Annotated in this window: 17 protein-coding genes and 1 riboswitch; of the genes, 6 read left to right on the top strand and 11 right to left on the bottom strand. The window is 34.3% G+C overall.

Features of this window, described 5'->3' with window-relative positions:
- Positions 1-559: 559 nt before the first annotated feature.
- The 4 genes from thiT to K332_RS21835 form a co-directional block, all read right to left on the bottom strand.
- A complete protein-coding gene (thiT, locus tag K332_RS0102075) occupies positions 560-1,123 on the bottom strand; it encodes an energy-coupled thiamine transporter ThiT (RefSeq protein ID WP_026905932.1) in 564 nt (187 codons plus the stop codon).
- Positions 1,124-1,237: 114 nt separating this feature from the next.
- Positions 1,238-1,341: riboswitch (TPP riboswitch) on the bottom strand.
- Between the two features lie 62 nt (positions 1,342-1,403).
- Positions 1,404-3,191, bottom strand: coding sequence for a M3 family oligoendopeptidase (locus K332_RS0102070; RefSeq protein WP_026905931.1), 1,788 nt, complete (start codon positions 3,189-3,191; stop codon positions 1,404-1,406).
- 172 nt (positions 3,192-3,363) lie between these two features.
- Positions 3,364-4,791: an N-acetylmuramoyl-L-alanine amidase family protein gene (locus K332_RS24365; RefSeq protein WP_051359319.1), complete on the bottom strand. Its 1,428-nt coding sequence runs from the start codon at positions 4,789-4,791 to the stop codon at positions 3,364-3,366.
- On the bottom strand, positions 4,766-5,041 hold the full coding sequence (locus tag K332_RS21835) for a phage holin (protein ID WP_036687840.1): 276 nt from the start codon (positions 5,039-5,041) through the stop codon (positions 4,766-4,768). The genes K332_RS24365 and K332_RS21835 overlap by 26 nt, the downstream gene beginning before the upstream one ends.
- A gap of 260 nt (positions 5,042-5,301) precedes the next feature.
- On the opposite strand from K332_RS21835, the gene K332_RS0102055 reads away from it, so the two are divergent.
- On the top strand, positions 5,302-5,835 hold the full coding sequence (locus tag K332_RS0102055; RefSeq protein WP_026905930.1) for a YceI family protein: 534 nt from the start codon (positions 5,302-5,304) through the stop codon (positions 5,833-5,835).
- 28 nt (positions 5,836-5,863) lie between these two features.
- On the opposite strand, the gene K332_RS21830 is transcribed toward K332_RS0102055, so the two are convergent.
- The gene (locus tag K332_RS21830; RefSeq protein WP_051359333.1) at positions 5,864-6,736 is read right to left on the bottom strand and encodes a VanW family protein; all 873 of its coding nucleotides are present in this window, start codon (positions 6,734-6,736) and stop codon (positions 5,864-5,866) included.
- Between the two features lie 218 nt (positions 6,737-6,954).
- Positions 6,955-8,166 carry an NAD(P)/FAD-dependent oxidoreductase gene (locus K332_RS0102045; RefSeq protein WP_026905929.1) on the bottom strand — a complete coding sequence of 404 codons (1,212 nt, stop codon included), beginning with the start codon at positions 8,164-8,166 and terminating at the stop codon, positions 6,955-6,957.
- A gap of 159 nt (positions 8,167-8,325) precedes the next feature.
- Here K332_RS0102045 and K332_RS0102040 point away from each other — a divergent pair, with 159 nt between their 5' ends.
- Positions 8,326-8,769, top strand: a complete 444-nt coding sequence (locus tag K332_RS0102040; protein WP_026905928.1) for a DUF2663 family protein — start codon at positions 8,326-8,328, stop codon at positions 8,767-8,769.
- Positions 8,770-9,008: 239 nt separating this feature from the next.
- Here K332_RS0102040 and K332_RS0102035 read toward each other — a convergent pair whose 3' ends face one another.
- Positions 9,009-10,244: a SpoIID/LytB domain-containing protein gene (locus K332_RS0102035; RefSeq protein ID WP_245604619.1), complete on the bottom strand. Its 1,236-nt coding sequence runs from the start codon at positions 10,242-10,244 to the stop codon at positions 9,009-9,011.
- A 339-nt stretch (positions 10,245-10,583) separates the two neighbouring features.
- On the opposite strand from K332_RS0102035, the gene uraA reads away from it, so the two are divergent.
- Positions 10,584-11,858: a uracil permease gene (uraA, locus tag K332_RS0102030; RefSeq protein WP_026905926.1), complete on the top strand. Its 1,275-nt coding sequence runs from the start codon at positions 10,584-10,586 to the stop codon at positions 11,856-11,858.
- Between the two features lie 60 nt (positions 11,859-11,918).
- On the opposite strand, the gene K332_RS0102025 is transcribed toward uraA, so the two are convergent.
- Positions 11,919-14,078 (bottom strand): type IA DNA topoisomerase, encoded by a 2,160-nt coding sequence (locus K332_RS0102025; RefSeq protein ID WP_026905925.1) that lies wholly within the window; start codon positions 14,076-14,078, stop codon positions 11,919-11,921.
- A 204-nt stretch (positions 14,079-14,282) separates the two neighbouring features.
- On the opposite strand from K332_RS0102025, the gene K332_RS0102020 reads away from it, so the two are divergent.
- The gene (locus K332_RS0102020; RefSeq protein WP_026905924.1) at positions 14,283-14,762 is read left to right on the top strand and encodes an SRPBCC family protein; all 480 of its coding nucleotides are present in this window, start codon (positions 14,283-14,285) and stop codon (positions 14,760-14,762) included.
- A 22-nt stretch (positions 14,763-14,784) separates the two neighbouring features.
- Here K332_RS0102020 and dacB read toward each other — a convergent pair whose 3' ends face one another.
- Positions 14,785-16,176: a D-alanyl-D-alanine carboxypeptidase/D-alanyl-D-alanine endopeptidase gene (dacB, locus tag K332_RS0102015; RefSeq protein WP_051359318.1), complete on the bottom strand. Its 1,392-nt coding sequence runs from the start codon at positions 16,174-16,176 to the stop codon at positions 14,785-14,787.
- A 224-nt stretch (positions 16,177-16,400) separates the two neighbouring features.
- On the opposite strand from dacB, the gene K332_RS0102010 reads away from it, so the two are divergent.
- Together K332_RS0102010 and K332_RS24660 are read left to right on the top strand one after the other, a co-directional pair.
- Complete coding sequence (locus K332_RS0102010) at positions 16,401-17,663, top strand: helix-turn-helix domain-containing protein (protein ID WP_051359317.1); 1,263 nt, start codon at positions 16,401-16,403, stop codon at positions 17,661-17,663.
- A gap of 15 nt (positions 17,664-17,678) precedes the next feature.
- On the top strand, positions 17,679-17,813 hold the full coding sequence (locus tag K332_RS24660) for a hypothetical protein (RefSeq protein WP_281170884.1): 135 nt from the start codon (positions 17,679-17,681) through the stop codon (positions 17,811-17,813).
- Between the two features lie 339 nt (positions 17,814-18,152).
- On the opposite strand, the gene abc-f is transcribed toward K332_RS24660, so the two are convergent.
- Together abc-f and K332_RS0101995 are read right to left on the bottom strand one after the other, a co-directional pair.
- Entirely contained in the window at positions 18,153-19,727 is a 1,575-nt protein-coding gene (gene abc-f / locus K332_RS0102000) for a ribosomal protection-like ABC-F family protein (RefSeq protein ID WP_026905921.1), read from the bottom strand.
- 381 nt (positions 19,728-20,108) lie between these two features.
- Complete coding sequence (locus K332_RS0101995) at positions 20,109-21,833, bottom strand: methyl-accepting chemotaxis protein (protein ID WP_026905920.1); 1,725 nt, start codon at positions 21,831-21,833, stop codon at positions 20,109-20,111.
- Between the last annotated feature and the right edge of the window lie 17 nt (positions 21,834-21,850).

Genomic DNA, 21,850 nt, shown 5'->3' with positions numbered 1-21,850 from the left:
CCTATGCGTTTTTAAACACAGCGGTGAAAGGGTTAGACAAAAATAAATAGGTATTTAATCATAACTAGTCCTCTTTTTTCTTTTCTTCACAATCAAAACAGATTAACTTTCCATTTCTATGGCTTCCATTTAGAAACCCACTCTCACAAAAAACTTCATTCTGACATTTACTACATTTACCGACTAATTCCCTCATTCTCTTCGCCCCTTCCCTTTAGTATAAAGGTTTAATTAACCTACCTTCGTAAAATTTAATGCTTTGTATTTTCACAGTTGATGGAAAATATGACGTAACTTAAAATCATTTATTATGTAGTACGTAGGTTTCCATTTAAATATACAGATTTCTGTGTTGAAATCTAAAGGTGCGTAAAACCATGCTACCAAATAGGGAAAACATAAGCCCTCCTAGACTAAACTTGCACCCAAACAAAACTTGGGTCTAGTTACTGCGCAGTCTAAACAAATTGTGCCACTAACTACTTTTTAGAAAATAGCAAATTAAAAAGAGTAACCTCAATTACGAGATTACTCTTTTGATGTGAACGGATTATTTATTTTAAGCTGATTGCAGCAATGTTTTAGGTTGTTTGATAAACAAGAAAAAGACTACTATTGTTGACAAAATGAATGAAGGCAACATATAAGAACCATTATATATTAGTGAAAATAGCCATACAGGTTGACCTTCTGGTGCGGAACTACCCCAAAACACAATTCCAGCATAGAAGTGAGCTAGAAAACGTAATCCTGTACCAATAAATACACCTAATGTAATATATGTTAATCGTTTCATTACTTTTCCATCTTTAAGTGATTGTTGTATTGGTTTAGCAAAGACTCCTGCAACGCCTAAAGCGGTAAATGCGAAACCATATTCAATAAATGCTTGGTATGGGTGGAGAATAAATGCACCAAATGCCATTTGAAGAATTCCCCACAAGAGCCCTGTAAGAAGCCCTCCTTTTAATCCCCAACGGAAAGCAACAATAAATACTGGAATCATAGCAAATGATATGGATCCTCCATTAGGCATCTTAAACGCTGGTAACAAATCTAATATTAAAGCTAACGCTGTAAACACAGCAACCTCAACCATAAATAATATTTTTTTCGAACTCACATCATATTCCTCCCCTAATGTATTCTAAAAATCTAAAAAATTTTTAGACACAAAAAAAGCAATGCCAAGGGGAAGCTTCCTGATGGGGAATTCCGCTCACATTGCATACTTTATCCATCACAAAAGCCACCATCCCTACGCTAGTACTAACTAACAGGTTCTAAGGGTCTGAACATAAGTGTTCACTCTCAGCCAATTAGGCTCCCCCTGTGGGCTATTTTTCACTTTTTTTGTTAAAACTATTGTAGCTTAAGTATAGCATTTTAGCAATCAATCTAGATTATAAAGAAATAAACTCCTCAACATCCTTCACACAAAGTGCGATTGCGTTTTCCCAAAAATCAGATTTTGTAAGATCAACATTTAAATGTTTTCTTGCTAAATCTTCTACTTCCATTCGGCCTGTATCTCTAAGTAATGCAATATATTCATCTTCAAAACTCTTATTGCTATTCTGTGCATGTGCATAGATTCCAAGACTAAATAAATATCCAAAAGTATATGGAAAATTGTAGAAAGGTGTTCCCGTAATATGAAAATGTAATTTGGATGCCCAGAAAGTAGGATCATATTCACTAAGTGCATCACAATATGCTTCTTTCTGCGCCTCAACCATTAACTCATTTAGACGTTTAGTGGAAACCATTCCCTGCTTACGTTCTTCGTAAAATCTAGTTTCAAAAAGGTACCTTGCATGGATATTCATAAAGAATGCTATACTGCGTTGTACCTTATCTTCTAATAATTCCAGTTTTTCTTGTCTAGTTTCTGCACGCTTTACTGTTGCATCCGCGACTATCATTTCTGCAAATGTCGATGCTGTTTCAGCTACATTCATTGCATAGCCCTGATTTAATCCGTGCATGTCATTCATAACATGCTGATGATATGCGTGCCCTAATTCATGAGCAAGTGTTGAAATATTCGAGGAGGTACCTGAGTATGTCATAAATACTCTAGTTTGCTGACTATCTGGAAAGCTAGTACAGAATCCACCTGGCCTTTTCCCTGGACGATCTTCCGCTTCAATCCAACGCTTTTCAAAAGCGTTCTGAGCAAAATCTGCCATTTTAGGGCTAAATTGTTTAAAATTACTAATGATGAATTTTGCACCTTCTGTATACGGTACTTTTTTAACTGTTTGAGTTAAAGGTGCACCAATATCATATATACTTAGCTTTTCTTTACCAAGTAGTTCAGCTTTTTTGTTTAAGTACATTACAAAATGCTCTTTATTATTAGTTATTGCATTCCACATTGCATCCAATGTTTCCTTTTTCATACGGTTTATCTTAAGTGGTTCTTTTAAAACATTATCCCAACCACGGTGTTTATATTTCTGCAAACGAAAACCAGCTAAATGATTTAATGTTTGTCCAAATAATTCTGAATTACCTGCCCATGCTGTACTCATTTGAGTAAATACATGTTTGCGAAATTCTGGATCTGGACTGCTTAATTTATTGGCAGCCTGTCCTACAGAATAAGACTTAATTTCTTCGTCCTCCGTAATATTCACGGTCATATTACCAACAATAGTTTGATACATTTGCCCCCATGCATTGTATCCATCCACAGCTAAGTCGTTTATAATAACTTCTTGTTCTGATGGAAGTAATTCTTTAGCACTTTCTCTTGCTTCATTTAATACAAATGCTACCTCTTGTAATTCATCATTTTCTAATAAACTTGCCCAAGTGTCGTTAGAAACAGAAATGAACTTTTGGTTTAAAGCAGTTCGAATCCCCCCCATTTTTGCAGCTAAATCACTTCTTTTACCAACTAATATATTGGCATTTTCATCTTTAACATCTTGTGCGCTTAAACAGCTTATGTAGGCAAAGGATTCCCTAAGTTTTTTCATCGTAGTTTCTAGTTTTTTTACAATATTAGCTAATAAAGAGATAGGATTCTTTTCTTCAGGTTTATATTCTGTAACAAGGATTGATAACTCTTCCATTTCCGTCTCTACGTTTTTCAAATAATCCTTAAATTCCTTCGACTCACTTCCTCCTGGAAAAATGACATCCAAATCCCATATCTTCTCGTACTCCCTAGTTTGTTGCATCAAATCTCTCCTTAAATTTTAAAATTAGAATTAATTAATATATTAACAATAAATTAACTGTTTTTCACTAAAAATATTTTATAACCCGAAATATTTTATTTCCGAAATATATTCACTTAAGTAATAAAGGATGTCTTAATGAATAATTTCCCATTAAGACATCCTATGTTCGTTATGAATTTGAGATTGTTGCCCCAGTAGTTGGATGAGCGTAAATTTGAACCTTACCAAAATCTCCAGTTTGAATAATATAGACATGTGCTTGTGTGGTACCTAATATTTTATACTTTAAACCACCAAATTTCTTCGGATTCAAATAGCCCTTTTCTTTTCCTTTTACCGGCGAAACATTCACAGGATACACTCGCCATGAACTCTCTGAAGCAGGTAAGTTCAAATAGCGATCCCCAGAACTTTTCACGTTAGTATTGGATGCACGATTATCATCTTCACTTATGGTAGATGCTGTATTCGGACCAGCATAAATCTGCACTCTTCCAAAGTCCGCCGTCTCAATAATATAAACATGTGCACCAGTACTTCCTAAGATTTCATAGGTTAGACCACCAAATTTCTTCGGATTTAAGAAACCAACCTCATTTCCTTTTACTGGAGAGACCCCTATAGGATATACTCGCCACGAACTTTCACTAGCTTTTAGATGCAAATGCTTTTCAATCTTCTCATCCGTATTCGTTAAAGGACTTGTTGTTACAGAACCAGCACTACTATTTATTACTGCGCCAGTGCTTGGATGCCCATATAGTTGCACCTTACCAAAGTCACCAGTTTGAATGATATAGACATGTGCCTGAGGCTGCCCTTGAATTTCATAAGTTAGTCCACCAAATTTCGCCGGATTCAACACTCCTTTTTCATTTCCTTTAACTGGGGCAACATTGAGTGGATATACACGCCAAGAATTCTCTGAGGCAGGTAAATGAATAAACTGCCCTTTTGAACCGTCTGCTCCACCTTTCTTAGGTTTATTCGGCGCTGGATTGATTGGAATATTGACATTACTTTCTTCTCCGGTTGGAGCTTTGTAGGTGTATCCTGCGTACTGACAAAATGCTTTGACAACTGCCTCTGCATATTTCAAATGATGATTACGCAATTGCTGAATATCGTCTCCAGGTGAATCAGCAAATCCATATTCAATTATATTTGTTACAACACTACCAGTCTCTCTTATCATAAAATAGTAATCTAGGCTTGAGTTTCCTGGAAGTGTTCGGGTAAACACCCGTCTTATATTTTGTCCTGCCTTTTTTAATTCATCTGCAATCTTTTGTGCCATAGCCTTGCCATCGTAAATAGAATGAATTACCTCGGCACCATCCCCACCGCCAGCATTAAGGTGATTAGAATGACAATAATTTGCTCCACTTTCACGAACAATTCTCGTCCGCTCATCAGGTGAAAGATGTTTATCCGTTGTCCTTGTAATGGAAACAGGTAGACCCAATTCTCTATAACGATTATATTGATACAACGATATTTTTAAGGCTAAATCCTTCTCTTTCCAATAACGATTTGTACCACCACCTGGGTCCTTACCACCGTGACCAGGATCAATGATTAAGATTGGTCTTGCCATTAGATTTTCTCTCCTTTGCTTTGATTAGACCTTTTTCTCGTAGTATATCCCTCTGAGCAATTCCTCTCTTTGTTATATAGTTATTTCTAAACCATGCATTTAGTGCAATAATTATTGTAAAAAGTGAAGATACAACTTGTTCTAATGTCTCACTATCTATTGGAAGGGGTGATTTTCCAAAGATTACTAGTAATTGATTTATTAAAGCCAAGAAAAGCACGGATGTGCGAATAACAGTACCTTTGTCCACTTTTTTACACCTCCCTTACACGTGTATATATTATTATTTTCATTACCTCCTTTAATTGTGTAGGCGCAAAACCATAATATGAATATTTTCAATACTATAATCGTGTTACTCCTTAAAGAAGTGGCAAAAAATTTTTACCAAAATATAATTAATTAAAAATAAATCAATTAAAGATACTTGACTTGCATCTGTTATAGTTATATACTAAGTTACGTAAAGTAAGTTAAATTCAATTAATAACCATTGGGAGGAATTTTATTATGACAAAATCAGTTTGGAATATAGACAAGAGCCATAGCGCGCTGGATTTTACTGTAAAACATATGATGATTTCTAAAGTTAGAGGATCCTTCTCAGATTTCGATGCAAAAATTGAAGCAGACCCTAATGATTTAACTGATGCGAAAATCGAATTCTCTGTAGATGTAAATAGTATTAATACACGTAATGAAGATCGTGACAATCACTTACGTTCAAATGATTTCTTTGATATTGCAAATCATCCAAAGATGACTTTTATTGCTACAGATATTAAGAAGAAATCCGACGACGAGTATACTGTAACTGGTGCTTTTACTCTACGCGGGGTTACAAAGCCTGTTACTTTTGATATGACAGTAGAAGGTGTTGCTAAAGATCCTTGGGGTAATGAAGTAGCAGGATTTAGTGGTTCAACAAAACTAAATCGTAAAGACTTCGGTCTTGTATGGAACGCTGCACTTGAAACAGGTGGGGTACTTGTTGGTGAAGAAGTAAAAATTAATATTGAACTTGAAGCACATAAACAAGCATAATAAAATAAGGACCGTTCCTCCAATTGAATTAGGAGGAACGGTCCTTTTTCTGATTAATGATTGCATATTCTGAAGTAAAGACTCGTACAGCCATTTTTCCATCTTTAGCTTTTGCACGAATTAAAATGGGATGACTATATTCATTCTTGAAAACAAAGTCTGGTCCCCACCAACTTACTGTAGCATCTTTTCCTGGTGGAACATATGGTACAGAGCGGCTATGAGAATATCTTTCAAGAATTTCGATTCCTTTTAAAGAAACAGCATTAAATAGAGTTGATGATACCTGACAAATACCACCACCAATATCTTCTGATAATTCACCTTTAACAATAACTGGAGCCTTTTTATATCCTTTTTCCGCAGTACGTTGTCCAACTACACCATTAAAAGAAAACGTTTCTCCCGGAAAAATAACATAGTTATTAATTGCTTCTGCTGCTAATGCAATATTATGAGATCTCTCCTTATTACTTGCCCGGTAGTAGGTAAGATAGTTTCCTATTTCTTTTGAACTTATTTCTGATAATAACTCCGTATCAACTTTTGGATATACATTCTTTTTAGGTAACTTCATTTCAAACGAAACATCACTATAAAAAAACTCATAAAAAAAACGAATAAAATTTTGCCGGTCTAATGTTTGCCCCACTTTTTCAGGAACAATGGTCCATGAATCATCTAAAGTGGCATTAACAGGTTCTTGGTACACTTGTTCTTCTAGTCTCTCAAGTAATAAAGTTAATTTTTCACGATCAATAAACATTTTGTCAACATACTGATATGTAAAGTCACTACGAATAATAGTTTCATTAATTCCATCGTCAGATAATATTAATTGGTTTTCTACAGCTAATGTACTATTTGCTATAAATATAAAGATAAGTAAAAATATCAGAATCCTCTTCATTACTATTCAAGCACCTCCTACATATAGTTTTTAGAAGAACCTTACAAAACCCACCTTACTATCATTAGCAAGGTGGGATTCATTATCTAAAATCTCGCTTGTCTTCTAACGACCGACAGGTAACTATATAACCAACAATGGCTGCTAGTCCGATTAAAAACCACTTGCATATATTTTTCATAAAACCACCTCATTATTAAAAGTAACGTCTAAAACGGACGAATCTTGCCTTTTTTCATTAGTAGTAATGGGCCCCCGAGTAAGAATAAATAGCGATCATCAACAACCTTTTTCATAGCTGCAGCCGACTTACCATATAACTTTTTACCAATTAGAATAGTACCCATTCCATCAGTAACTCCGAGACTTGCCACAGTCCCCTTATCACTAAAAGTGAATTCCTCTAGAGGTAGATTGTGGATTAGAGCTTGAATATTGGTCACACAGGTAGTCGCATGTTGCATAGCTGCTTGAGCAGTTGGAGGATAAGGACGATTTTCATATTTATTCATTACCCAAGCACAATCCCCAAGAACAAATATATTATCATGACCTGGTGCTCGTAAGTCTCCATTGACCGTTACCTTTCCTTTTGTCAGTTCGAATCCCGATTTACCTAAAATCGAATTACCGGTAACTCCCCCAGTCCAAACAATGGTACCAGCCTTAATTAACTCATTGTCATCTCCCACAATAAATCCTTCATTTGTACATTCGTTTATTCTTACACCTTCTAGAATATGCGCACCACGTTCTTGTAACGATTTTCTTCCGTAGGATACTAAATCATTGTCAAAGGTTGGCAATATACTCGGAGCTGCTTCTACATTGATAATTTTAGCCTTTCCTCTATCAATATCATATTTTTTACATAGCTCTGGAACTTTTTCTACAAGTTCCCCTACAAACTCAATACCAGTAAATCCACCGCCACCAACTAATATGGATAGACTAGATTCATCGGCTTCCAGATCATTATTAAATTTAGCAAATTGGTATTCAATATGTTCACGTATCAATCTACAAGAATCAAAATCTTCAATAAAAAATGCGTGTTCATCCATACCTTTTATGCCAAATGTGTTTGTTTCATACCCTAAAGAAATAACTAAGTAATCATAAGAAAGTTCGCTATGTTCTAAGATAACTTGACTTTCTTCTTTATCAACTTTAACAACAGTATCATAGATTATACGGACACGATTTGGATTTATTACATCTCTAATCATAATACGAGCTTGATTTTGGTTGATTGTTCCGGCAGCAACTTCATGGAGCCATGTCGTTTGATAATGATAATTATGCTTATTGACCAATACTATTTCTGCTTCTTCTGGAGAAAGAGCTTTCATTAGTTTTTTTGTTGTCATCATGCCTGCATAGCCTGCACCTAATACAACAATTCTAGGCTTCGTATTCAAGAATCATTCACCCTTTTCACTATAATTTCGATATTACACGTTAAATTAAACACTATAGTATTATGCATAATCCCTGAATATATCCGATACTAATAACTTTTTAATAGGATGATTAAATGCCGTTGGACTAGCATAAATATGATTATAGGGGGGATTAACATGCCATTAAAAACCGTGAAGAATCTTTCTTCTGAAACAATAAACCAACTAAATGAAGTTATTAAGAAAAGTAAGAAGAAGAAACGATATGAGAGATTACGAAATAACGCTCTGATGGCTGCTTTATTATTATTACTTGTATTTTTCACTATTCTTTATGTAACGGAAATAAGTTACGTTTCTGATCCATTTGCCACTTTTGCTAGTATTGTGATGAATCCATTTAATTTATTTATTATTGGACTTATATCACTTTCATTTGTCTACTATAATTTTTATCAAAAAAAACTAAAAAAGGAAAAAGACAAACTAAATAATGTTAGAAAAGAGGTCATTGACTACCTTAATGATTCTAAAAACATGAACCTGCAAGACAAAGTGGAAATGATAAAAAAGGAAATGAAAGATGTATATGACATCAATCTATACGTTAAAAACAAATAACCAAATTATTCTTTCAATATAATTTGAGAAAAAACAATGGGAGATATATTAGTTGGTAAAGATGTGGCTGAATTCGTTGCACCCTTCACCCTTAATGGTGAGAAATTGATGAACATTCTGGTTATCCTCATACTTTATATAATTACCTTTGTGCATTTGTCCGGCATGATCATAAAACGCAAATTGAAACAAACAAAAGAAAAAATAGAGGTGTTAAGTACCTCTATTTTTTTAAATTCCTATTTTAGCTGTTGTAATGTTCCTGCGGATATATTCATTATTGTCGTACCAGGATAATAAAATGAAATTATTTCTTTATAATCTTTTCCTTGTTCACCCATGAAGTGAGCACCCCATTGACTCATCCCTACACCATGTCCGTATCCCCTCCCCTTCATCGTGTATACTTCATTTTCTAACTCAAGGGAATCAATGAGATAACTTTTAAAAATTGTCCCACCAATCATTGGACGAATTCGATTAAGATTTACATCATCCAACTGAACTTGTTCAAATAAGATTAAACCTTCTAGTATTCTTCTCATAAATGTAACACTTATCGATCCACTCACACTCCGTCCAGAAGCTAGTTGATCTCCTTTTAATTGGAATTTAGGTATCGTTAAAATCTTAATCTCACCCGGATAGCCATTTCGATTTAACCAGCTTTTAATTGTATTTGTAATATCCGTTTCCTTTTCCTTACTATTTTCCCACCAATTGGGATTATTAAAGTCGATATCCTCGTACTCGATTTGAGTCTCATGAAGTGAATACTCCCACGGATGTGTTGGATCAAACGGATCGTCCTTAATAGGGAAATAATTCAAAGGTTGTCCTCCCCACACATTAGCATTATTTTCCGTAATGCCACCATTACTTGCCGAGTAAAAAGTTTCAACTAATTTGTTATTATGTGTGATAACCTCACCCTTTGTTTCTTCCACCGCTTTCGTTGTATTAACATCCCACTCATACCCACCATAAACCTGATAACTAACCGTATCATCCATTAGTTGATCCATTTTAGAAACCGCATACGTTCTCGCTGCTAAGGTTTGCGCTTTTAATGTTTCAAGTCCCCATGATGAAAAAACTTCAAATGGAACAACACCTTTTAAATAGTCTTCTAATGGTAATTGGTTAATAGGTCGAATTGAATTCGCCTCGTCAACAATGAATTCCATCGCACCTAAATAAGGTCTGTCATTAATAAAAACTACATGATTCGTGTCATACTCTTGTGGAACTAAGATTAATCCTCCGTTTATTTTTTGTTTCTTCCCTTTCTCTTGTTTTAGATATAACTCTCCTTTCTTTAGTGATAATGTATAGTTCACTCCTTCTTGTAATTGTAAAGTTGGATCTAAACTAAAGTAGTCTCCTTCAATTTTAATGTCTAGTTCATTTGTGTTTCCGATATAGTTCCTGAGTTTCACAGTAACCATTTTGTCAGCACTTACTAACGTTGGCAAAAGTAATATACCTATCATTGTAAAAACAAATGTTATGTATCTCATGAGTATATTTTTTCTAAGGTTCGTTTTAATATACATCCTAAAAAATAGATTGACACAATAATCATTTATGGTTAATATGTAGTTAAGTTCATACGGTTACCTTTAATTCAGTCCTGTGAGACTGGCAAGGTGTATAAGACAGCGAGACTGTCTTGTAGAATCATAGTGATGGTGTGACCATTTCTGTATTCTTATGCTTAATAGCACCTTGTCCTTTTATCGGGCAAGGTGCTTTTTTATTTATCTCTTACCTGGTAACTGATGAACAATTTTTTAAAGGGAGAGAAAAACAATATGGCAAAATATGATGAGATTCAAGTAGATCAACGCTTACCACTTTTTCAAAGTTTACCATTAAGCTTCCAGCACTTATTTGCAATGTTTGGTTCTACTGTACTTGTACCTATTATTTTCGGGGTAAACCCAGCTACTATTCTATTAATGAACGGTATTGGAACATTGTTATACATCTTTATTACGAAAGGAAAAATCCCAGCTTATTTAGGATCTAGTTTTGCTTTTATTGCACCGGTTGGATTAGTAATTAGTCAATACGGATATGAATATGCATTAGGTGGTTTCCTTGCGGTGGGTATCATTCTTACCCTTGTAGGTCTTCTGGTAAAGGTTGCAGGTACTGGATGGATTGACGTATTATTTCCACCTGCGGCAATGGGAGCAATTGTTGCTGTAATTGGATTAGAATTAGTACCAGTTGCTGCTGGTAATGCAGGTTTAATTGCACAAAATGCAGCAGACACTTCATGGACTATGGATCCAACAACAGTGATTGTGGCACTTCTTACATTAGGAATTACTGTTATCGGTTGGGTAACTTTTCGTGGATTCTTTAAAATTATCCCTATATTAATAGGTTTTGTAGCGGGTTATATTATTGCATATTACTTCGGATTAGTAGATTTTGAACAGGTAAAAGAAGCAGCTTGGATCCAAGTACCAACTTTCTACACCATGCAATTCGATTGGTCGGCAATTCTTATCATCATCCCAGCAGCCCTAGTATTAATTCCTGAACATATTGGGCATTTATTTGTAACCTCTAATATTGTAAAAAAAGATTTAGCTAAAGACCCTGGACTTGACCGTTCACTAATGGGGAATGGTATTTCAACTATACTTTCTAGTTTCATAGGTTCTACACCTAATACAACCTATGGAGAAAACATTGGTGTACTAGCTATCACAAGAGTATATTCCACATGGATTATTGGTGGCGCAGCAGTTATCTCTATCTTACTATCATTTGTAGGTAAGCTAGCAGCTATTATCACCTCTGTTCCACCAGCAGTACTTGGCGGAATTTCCTTATTGCTATTCGGTATCATCGCAGCTAGCGGGATTAGAATGCTTGTAGAAGCTAAGGTTGACTATAGTAAATCCCAAAACTTAATTCTAACTTGTGTCATTTTAGTTATTGGAATTAGTGGAGCAACCATCCAAATTGGCGAAGTTGGACTTTCGGGTATGGGATTAGCAACGGTTGTAGGTATTCTACTAAGTCTACTATTTAAGCTATTTGATGTTTTAAAATTATCCAATGAAAAATAATAAAATCTATAAACTGTAATAATAGAAGCAGCTGGGATTATTAAATAATCCCAGCTGCTTCTATTTTTCAAACTCCATATTCCAAGAATAATAATCATTCTTAGGATTTTTGTCGTAGCTTAAATATGCATTAAACTTCTTTCCTTGTTTACTTGTTAGACCCTTTACATAAGCTTTTTTATTCTTCAATAGACTCTTTACCATAGTCTTTGTCGGTTTCTTCTTTAACGCCGATAAATACTTGTCATTCTTCCAAACAACAAACTTACATCCTTTTTTCCAGTTGCTACATCCAAATCCTTTTCTACCCTCGATAATATTCCCACCACAATTTGGGCAAGTCCCAAGTACCTCATTAGATAATTTTGAAGTAGTACCTGTCACCTCATGGATGGTAATTTCTTTATCTTTCTTTATTATTTCAACAGATTCCGTTGTGAAATTAAAAATGGTATGAAGAAACATATTTTTCTTAACTAAACCCTTCTGTATATCAGAGAGTGTTTTTTCAAGACGTCCAGTAAATTCAAGGTCAAAGAGTGATTTCACAGGAAAAGTTTCGACTAATCTTTTACCTAATTCTGTACTAATAAGATTTTTACCACTTGCAGTAATATACCCTACATCTTTCAGTTTCTTTATCGTTTCTGCCCTTGTTGCAGGCGTTCCGATACTGAACCCAGTTAATATATTTCCCATTAATTCTTCATTGTCGTCTTCCTTCATACTTTTTCCGCAGGTTTCCATCACCCTTAGTAATGTTTTTTCTGTATGTGGTTTTGGTGGTTGGGTAACATGTGTTGATACTTCTGTTTTCCCCACCGTGACAGTCTCACCTTGTTGTACAATCGGGAGTAACTTGTCCTTCGAAGAAATCTTCTCTACCTTTTTCCAGCCTTCAACTAGTTGTACTTTTCCCCTTGATTCAAATATCCCCTGCAATTCAACTTGTAAGATTTTAGTCTTGATTTTCGTTTCCTCATACTCTGCAATAGGCATAAATTGTGCAATAAAGCGATTTTTGATTGCTGTATAGACAATTTGTTCATCAGGAGTTAAACGAGTAGGTTTCATGTAGGTTGGGATGATTGCACTATGGCTTTCCACTTTTGCATTGTTAAATACTCGTTTCGTTTTCATGAATTTAATTTCATCTTGATAAGGCAAGCCCTCACTAACCGTTTTTAATACTTTAGCTGTTTTACCAACCAAACTTTCTTCTAATGCTGTACTCGAAGTTCTTGGATAGGTGATGAACTTTTTTTCATATAATACTTGCGCAACTTTCAATACTTTATCGGATGTCCATCCTTTAAACTTACTAGTGATAAAACCTTGCAAGTTGGATAGATTAAATAAAAACGGTGGAAATTCCTTTTTCTTTTCGACTTTCTTTTCCATTATTATTGCTTCTTTTTGTTGAATAAGTTCTTCCATGTTAGCTAACATTTCTTTACTCTTAAACTTTTCTTCTTTTCCCTCAATATATGTACCTTCATACATGTCGTTATTATTGGTTACAAAGGTTGCTGTAAGTTTAAAATAATCTTCAGGTACAAAATTCTCTATTTCTTTGTCACGGTCATAAATAATCTTTAAAGTTGGAAGAAGTACACGACCAATGTTCAGTGCTTTTCCTTTCCCTTTTTGGTATTTTAATGTTGCCACAGAGGTCAAATTAATACCAATTACCCAATCGACCCACTGTCTACTAACACCAGCATCTTGCAATGGACGTAACTCTTCATTTGGCTTTAAAGAATAAAGCCCTCTTAAAACTTCATCTCTTGTCCATTCATTTAACAACAACCGAAAAACAGGTTTATTAGGTTTAGCCCTGTAAATAATGCTATCCCCAATCAACTGGCCTTCCCGATCATAGTCACAAGCAGAAATAATCCCATCTACGTCTGCTCTTTTCATCAAACTATGTATGATGGTTAGTTGCTTCTTAGCTCCTTGGTCGGCCCATTGTCTATTTTTCGGATTACTTTTAACCTTGTACTCAAATTTCTCTGGAATAAAAGGAAAATTATCCATTTTCCATCTTGCCATTTTTGAATCATAGTCTTTTGCATCAAACAGCTGTAATAGATGCCCAAAAGCCCAGGTAATAACATACTGGTCACCTTCAAAATAACCGTCCTTTTTTCCTTTAATGCCAAGTGCATCGGCAATATTTTTAGCAACAGACGGCTTCTCTGCAATAATTAACTTCAAACTAGCACCTACTTTCATTATTGAAAAATTAACAGAGAGGAATCACTTAATAGGTAAAAAAAATAGAGGAGAGGAAAGCGAGTGAATCTATTATACTACATTATTAAAACAAATTTAACCCATTTCTCATTTATGACTGGCATTACGCGAATGGCAAAATACTTTTTTAAAGGTTATACTTTACAAAATAGGTAGGTGAGAAAAATGCTAGCAAAAATAGAAAAGCAATCAAATGGCTATATTGTTACATACAACCGCCAGTTGGAGCAACCTCAAAAAGTTGTTTGGGAAATGCTTACTAATAATGACAAATTATCATTATGGTTTAATGAGCTTCGTATTATTGAACATAATCAAGGAGGAGGATATTTGAACTTTGATATGGGAGACGGTACTTATGAAAAAATGGATATTACCGATTACCAAGAATATAATGTTTTAGAATTCACATGGGGAGACGATCTCGTCCGCTTCGAATTAATTGATCAGGGCAACCGTTGTAATCTACTTTTAATTGAAAAGGTTACTAAACTTACTGAACATACTCCAAAAGATTTGGCTGGTTGGCATGTATGCTTGGATGTAATAGCCATGATCCTTGATAAAAAAGAAGTTGAAAATAGAATGGATAGTTGGAAGTACTGGTTTGAGAAATATAATGAAGCATTAAGTTTGTTTAAGTAAAGGTAAAAGCAAAACAATCAAGTTACAATTGTTTTGCTTTTTCAGTTGCAATATAGTCGACTAATCTATCAATTATGTCTGGCCCGTCTTCCTCGTCGAGAAGGTTATTCAACATAATAGAGAAAATCAATTCCTCCCCTTCCTTCGTTGTTAAATAACCAGATAATGTACTAACTCCCATAATTGTACCTGTTTTTGCATTTACTTTGAGTCCATCCATTCTCTCATTCAATGTACCACCTTTCATGCGATCCTCTTCTCCAGCAATAGGAAGTGCACGGTAAAAGATTTTAAACCATGGCTCCTTTTGTATACGGAAGAGAAATTTAGATATTTCATTTGGTGGAATTAATGTTACGTGAGATATACCAGAGCCATCACGAATAACTAGTTGTCTAGTATCAACACCTAATTCCTCCAGTGTCTTCTCCATCACTACTAAACCTTTATCCCAACTTCCTTCTCCTTTAACAACTTTCCCTAATTCTTTAACAATTATTTCACCATGACCATTGTTACTTAACTTCATAAAAGGAATACATAAATCAGCTAATGTAATTGAATTACGAACATAAAGTAAATTTGCTTGCTTAGGTTTAACCCCTCGAGAAACCTCTCCAGTGAATCCAACGCCATTTTTCTTTAAAGCGTTTAGAAATAACTCTAAGGCATAATTCGTTGGCTCCCAAACTGCAATCCATTCTTTTATACTTGCTGCATAAATTGGAATAGTTCCCTCGATGATAACATTATTATTTCCATGTTGTCTTGTAACCGTTAATTCAGCCTCTTCTTCTACATGTTCAGGTTCAACTGTCACTACTTTATTAATTATTTTTATGTATCTATTCCAAGGGGTCAATATTATCTCTGGTTTATCCCCTGCATTACTTCCTGGGCAAATAGTTAACATGACTGTACCAGTATCATAATCCTCATTTGGAGAAACAGTTAATGCGGAAACCTGTGCACCATAATAATAATGTTCATCATTCCAATTTAAATCCTGTGACAAGCGAACATCATCATACCATGTATCATCACCAATTATATTTCCTTGTATTTCATGAATTTCTTTTTCCTTCATTACTTGAACCAATTGTTCAAAATCTTGTTGTAATAAAGTAGGATCTCCTTTACCTTTTATATAGAGATTCCCTACTAGTCTATTATCCTCTATATTCCCATCCATCCATAGTTCGGTTGAAAAGGTATAATTTTCCCCTAATTCTGCTAACCCTACTGCACAAGTAAATATCTTCATGTTAGATGCTGGATGAAGTCTAATATCCCCCATATGGTCATAATATAATTTCCCTGTATCTCTTGACCGTATGCTTATTCCTGCAAGTGCCCCCTGGAGTCTTACTTCATTCTTCATAAACTCATGAAATTTCTCCCATCTTTCTTCCATAAAACCCACTCCATTTTTATGTATTTTAATCTAGTCGTATTAATCACTCAGCAATTATTTAATTATTTTCTGTTCAAAAATAACTTTTCCAGGAAAATTTTCCTATATCCTAGAATAAATAGTTAATTTTTTACCCATTTTTGCATTTTGTTGAATATTGTCACAATACTATAGTATTCTAGATTGCTTTTACGTATAATAAAACCCATAGAGGTGAGAAAAATATGGGAATCGATTTAGGACAAGCAATAAAGATTAATCGTTTACGAGCAAATATGACACAATCAGATCTTGCCAATGGAATTATTTCTGTATCCTATTTATCAAAAATAGAAAATGGTACAGCAGAACCACCAAATGAAGTTATTGAACTATTAGGAGAAAAACTAAAGTTTAATATTAAGGATTCCGAGGAAGAAATTACCCATAAATCAATTATTCAGTGGTTCCGGCATCTGTTACGTTATGAAGTTGATGAATCGATTTTACTTTACAATAAAATTAAAAGTAATATCTCAAACTTACTAGATAAACAATTGCTTTCACTAATTGAGATTCATAAGTTAGGTTATTACATTCTAATAAAAGACTTAGAAGAAGCCGAAATTCATGTGGTTTCACTACAAAAAAGCTCCAAAAGATTTACAGAAACTGAAAAATATTACTTTTTTAAGTTTACTGGACACTATCATTATTCCCAACTAGCATATCGTAAGGCTTTAGAATGCTATCAAGAGGCCGAAAACTGTTTGAAATCTGATATTTTTCATAAATCCGAGGAAATTGCAGATCTATTTTATAGGATTGCTTGTTCTGCAAGTAAAATTAGACAAACTCATCTTTCATTACTATATTCCTTAAGATCCTTAGAATATTACCAATCTAATTATGACTTAGTTAAGTCTGCTAATTGTCATATACTTCTTGGGATTTCATATCGAAGAATTAATGATATCGAAAAAGCAAAAGAAAGTTATAACTACGCAATTAAAATTGCAAAAGATATTAGTAATAATGAAATATTAATTTTATGTCATCAAAATTTAGGGAAATTATTATCTTCTATTGGTGATTCTGAGGAGGCAATCAGGCAATATCTAAAGAGTTATGAATTGAGGAAAAACAGTGCGCTACATAGAAAGCTGACACCAATTTCTAGTCTAATGAAGGAATATTATCAAATTGGTGACAAGGATAACGCAAAAATGTGGATGGAATTAGGAATGGATATGTCTAAAATGCTAAATCCTTCTGAGTCTATTCACGTGTATGAATTTAAAGTTTATCAATACTTAATAAACGGCTTAAATACTTCCTTTGAATCATTAATTATAGATCATATTATTCCGTTTTTTAATGAAAGACAACTACATTATGAGGAATCAAGGTATCTCAAGTTAATTGCACAGTATTACTTTAATGATAGAAAATATAAGCTGGCAGCAACTTATTATAAAAAATTAGGTAGTATCTCCACTTATACTTGAAAGGAGGTGACAACGATGAAGAAATTTTTTGTATTAACACTTGTTTCTTTTGCTATTATTTTATCAAGTATTCCAGCAAGTAGCTTATTTTCTCACCAAGGATATGATTTAGCAAACAACGAAGAACCATACCCATGGCCAAAAAAGTAAACCTCTAAATTGTTAAATGTGTAATTTTCCTTGTCTTCCTCAAAATGAGACATGAGCAAAGACATGGATACTGCCTTTACACATCCTCGATTTTCATCTTCTGAATGTCATACTCTATTTTATTAGAGACAAGGAAAATATTCACATTTAAGGTTTTACTAGTATCTTCTACAACATTACCTAAACGGTTCCCCTTGGTGTTTTCAATTTATTAATAAAGATACAACAATGGTTCCCCTCCATACTTTTCATTTTAGCCCCACTCTTTTGCTGTCAGTTTTTCATAGGACTGCAAAGAGTCTTAATACCTTCCTTATTAAAAGAAGGGCGTAGAAATTTCTACACCCCTTCTTCCCTCCTATATTTTTTCTTCAGCTCCAATAATTTTTGAAAATCTTTTTCTAATTCTGGATCTGGATTTATGCTTAATCTACTTAAGACTTCAGAAAGTTTTGTTTCAATCACCATTAAGTCTTGTTCTGTTTCATCCAAAACGGTTGGCTGATAACTAAGATATGATTGATAATCCCCTTCAAAGAACTTCATTTTCTGATTCTCTATTGTTATGATTTTTGATGCAATTTTTTCGATAAATCTCCTATCATGAGATACAAAAATGACGGTCCCTTTATATTCTTTAATTAAGGACTCCAATGCCTCAACCGCATCAACATCCAAGTAATTAGTTGGTTCATCCAATATAAGTGTATTAATATCACTTAGGAAAATCTTAGCAAAGGCAATCTTTACTCTTTCCCCTCCGCTTATAACATTGACTTTTTTATATACATCATCCTGGAAAAAGTGAAGTCTGGCTAACATAGTTCGAACTAATGATAGTTCTTGGGAAGATGTTGCTGTAACATTTTCTAAAATAGTTTTCTCCTGATCTAGAATATCAAGATTCTGACTGAAGTAGCCTATCTTTACCGCAGGTGACACCTCTATTCCTTTTTCATCTGAAATCAATTTTCTTATAAAAGTAGTTTTTCCGACCCCATTATTTCCAATAATTCCAATCTTATCTCCAGCATGAATGTAAAACCGTGTTTTTTCCCAGAGTACTCGTTTTCCGATTTTCCCTTCTAATTCCTCCACACGGATAATTACTTTATTCCCTAGTAATTCTTCATTTATTACATCCATATTTAATGCCGGAGCCTCTTTTACCTTCTCTACTTTATCCAATTTTTCTAACCGTGTTTTAATAGCATTTGCAGCAGTTTCAAGCTTTTTTTGCTTTTTAGCAAAATAAGGCTTTCCCCCTTTTAAATTTGCATCCGAGTCATTTTTATTTTTAGGATTTTTGGTAGCTCTTGCAGCTTTTTTCTTTTTTAAGTCTAGTGCATGCTCTAACTGTCGTTTCTTTATAATATAGTTATTGTAGTCCTCCTCTTGCTTCTGGGTTTCCAATTCTTTTTGCTGTCGATAGGAAGTGTAGTTCCCGTTATAAGTTGTTACGTTTCCATCCTTCACTTCCCAAATTTTATTACATATAGAATCTAAAAAAGCACGGTCATGAGAAACAATTACAACTGCCCCATTCCAACGTTTTAAATGACTTTCCAGATTTTCAATATGCTCTTTGTCTAAATTCGTGGTCGGTTCATCTGCAAAGAGAATGTCAGCCTTTCTAGCGATTGCCCCATTAATATAAGATTGTGTTACTTCTCCGCCACTTTTTGTTGTATTTGTATTCTTTAATTGAGGTAATAGCTCCAATTTCCCTTCAGAATGAATCGTTCCGGTGAAATTTTTCTCATTACTCGTTAGAATATTTACTAAAGAAGTTTTACCACTACCATTTTTTCCAACAACACCTATAAAGTCTCCCTTTTGGATTTGCAATTGTTTAACATTTAATAATTCTTTGCCTTTAACTTCATACTTTATCTCTTGAGCCTCTAATAACATGTTCTCACCCCATTTGTTTTTCTTGATCTGGAAGGAAAGTTTGTATACTTTCCTATCTACCAAATAAAAAAAGCCCCTATTCACGAAGAATAGGAGGCTAAACCATGCCAAATAAACAAATGCTCAAAAACATTTTTGTGTCTACTTGTGCAGATTCTAATCCTATTCCGCGTGTTTAGAATAAATTGCAGACTAAATAAAGGGCTATATTCCCTTATTTGTTATCAACAATTATTCATTTCACGTTTAAAAACAGGATTAGTTTAACATCTGCTTAAATATACACCCTTTCCGATTGATTTAAGTCTACTATAATTGAGTCCATGCTTTTTTGTCAAATTGAAAAAAGATAAACACAATGGTTTACCTTTTTTCTTTATTTTATAATTTAAATTGACGTACTAGCCCATTTAGCTTTTCTGCTAACTTCGCTAAGTCCTCTGAGCTTCTTGACATTTCCTCCATCGAACTACTTGTTTGTTGGGTGGAAGCTGAGGTTTGCTCAATACCAGCTGCTGACTCCTCTGAAATAGCTGAAATTTCTTCTATTGATGCATTCATTTCTTGTGTAGTCCCAGCAATCCCTATAAGATTCTGTTTTACCAGGCTTATACTAGTCACCATCTCACTTATCGCCTGATTGATGTCACCAAATGTTTCTTTTGTATGGTTAATTTGTTTTGTACCTTCTTGTACTTCTTTATAGCCCATTTCTAGTGAATCAGTAACAGCACTAGTATCATGTTGAATTTTCTTTACTATTTCTGTAATGTCTGTGATGGACATAGCTACCTGTTCTGATAATCTTCTTACCTCATCAGCAACTACTGCGAAACCTTTTCCATGCTCACCAGCACGTGCAGCTTCAATAGCAGCATTTAATGCAAGTAAGTTAGTTTGGTCAGCAATATCACGTATCACTGATACAAGTTGACTAATTGCTTTTGAGCTTTCATCTAAACCACGAACTTTTTCCACGGCATCCTTAACAATCAGATCAATTTGATTCATTTGATCACCAGAAGCTTGCATTAATTCATTTCCTTGGTTTGTTAGGCCTAAGACGGACTCAGAAGATTGTTGTATTTTTTCCCCATTCTCATTCGCCTCTTGAACACTAGTAGAAAAACTGTACATAGTATGGGTTAAACCACTTGCCGCATCTGCTTGCCTTTCCGATCCAGAAGCCAATTCCTGCATGGTTGATGCTACTTGTTCCGAACTAGCTCTAACCTCCCCTGCAGACTGCATCAGTTCTTCACTCTGTGCAGTTACAGTATCGGATACGGTAGATACTTGTTGAATCATATTCTTTAAATAAGTACTCATCTTACTCATGGAAGAAGCTAGTTGTCCAATCTCATCTCTGCCAACATAGTCAATATCAGCTACTGTCAAATTCCCTTCTGCAATTTGATTGCTTACCTGAACAACTTTTTTAAGATTACGAGAAACCATTCGGCTAATTAATACAATTAATATTACTCCTATCACAATTGAAGTACTTAAAAATATGACCTGAATAATAAATGTTTTTTCTTGACTTTCAATTGCACTATCCACTGCCTCTTCTCGTTCTGCATTCACGGAAACAACAAGTTGATCCAATAATTCTATAGATTCTTCTCTAATCTCATTTGTTTGGACTAGAAATGACTCCGCTACATCAGTATTGCCGTTTTCAATGGCGGATACGATGTAATTTGTAAACATTCTATACAGTTCCTGATTATTGGAGGTTATTTTTTGAAAAATTTCTTCTTGCTCTTCCGACTTCAAATTAACTTTAACTTTACTTGCCAAACTATTATAGTGAACCTGGTTTTCTTTGAAAGTCTCTACTAAACTAGAATCTTGCACTTGATAGTAAGAAACAATATAAATACTCATATTACGAGTTAATGATCCCATTTCTGAAATATTCATCGCTATATCGCTTTTGAATTCCAATTCTTCTATATCTTTGCCTATACCAAGGATGGAGCTCGATACTAATGCCGCTGAACCTACAATTAATATTATTACAATGGCGAATGTAAGACCGTATTTCCAACCGATTCTAATATTACGTAGCTTTAATTTTTTAACCTGAAATTTCTTTCTCATTATTGATCCCCCAAATA

It is taken from the genome of Paucisalibacillus globulus DSM 18846 (assembly GCF_000482485.1).
GTDB lineage: Bacteria > Bacillota > Bacilli > Bacillales > Amphibacillaceae > Ornithinibacillus > Ornithinibacillus globulus.
Note: the sequence above shows the minus strand (reverse complement) of the source record. Positions and strands in the feature narration are given on the sequence as shown.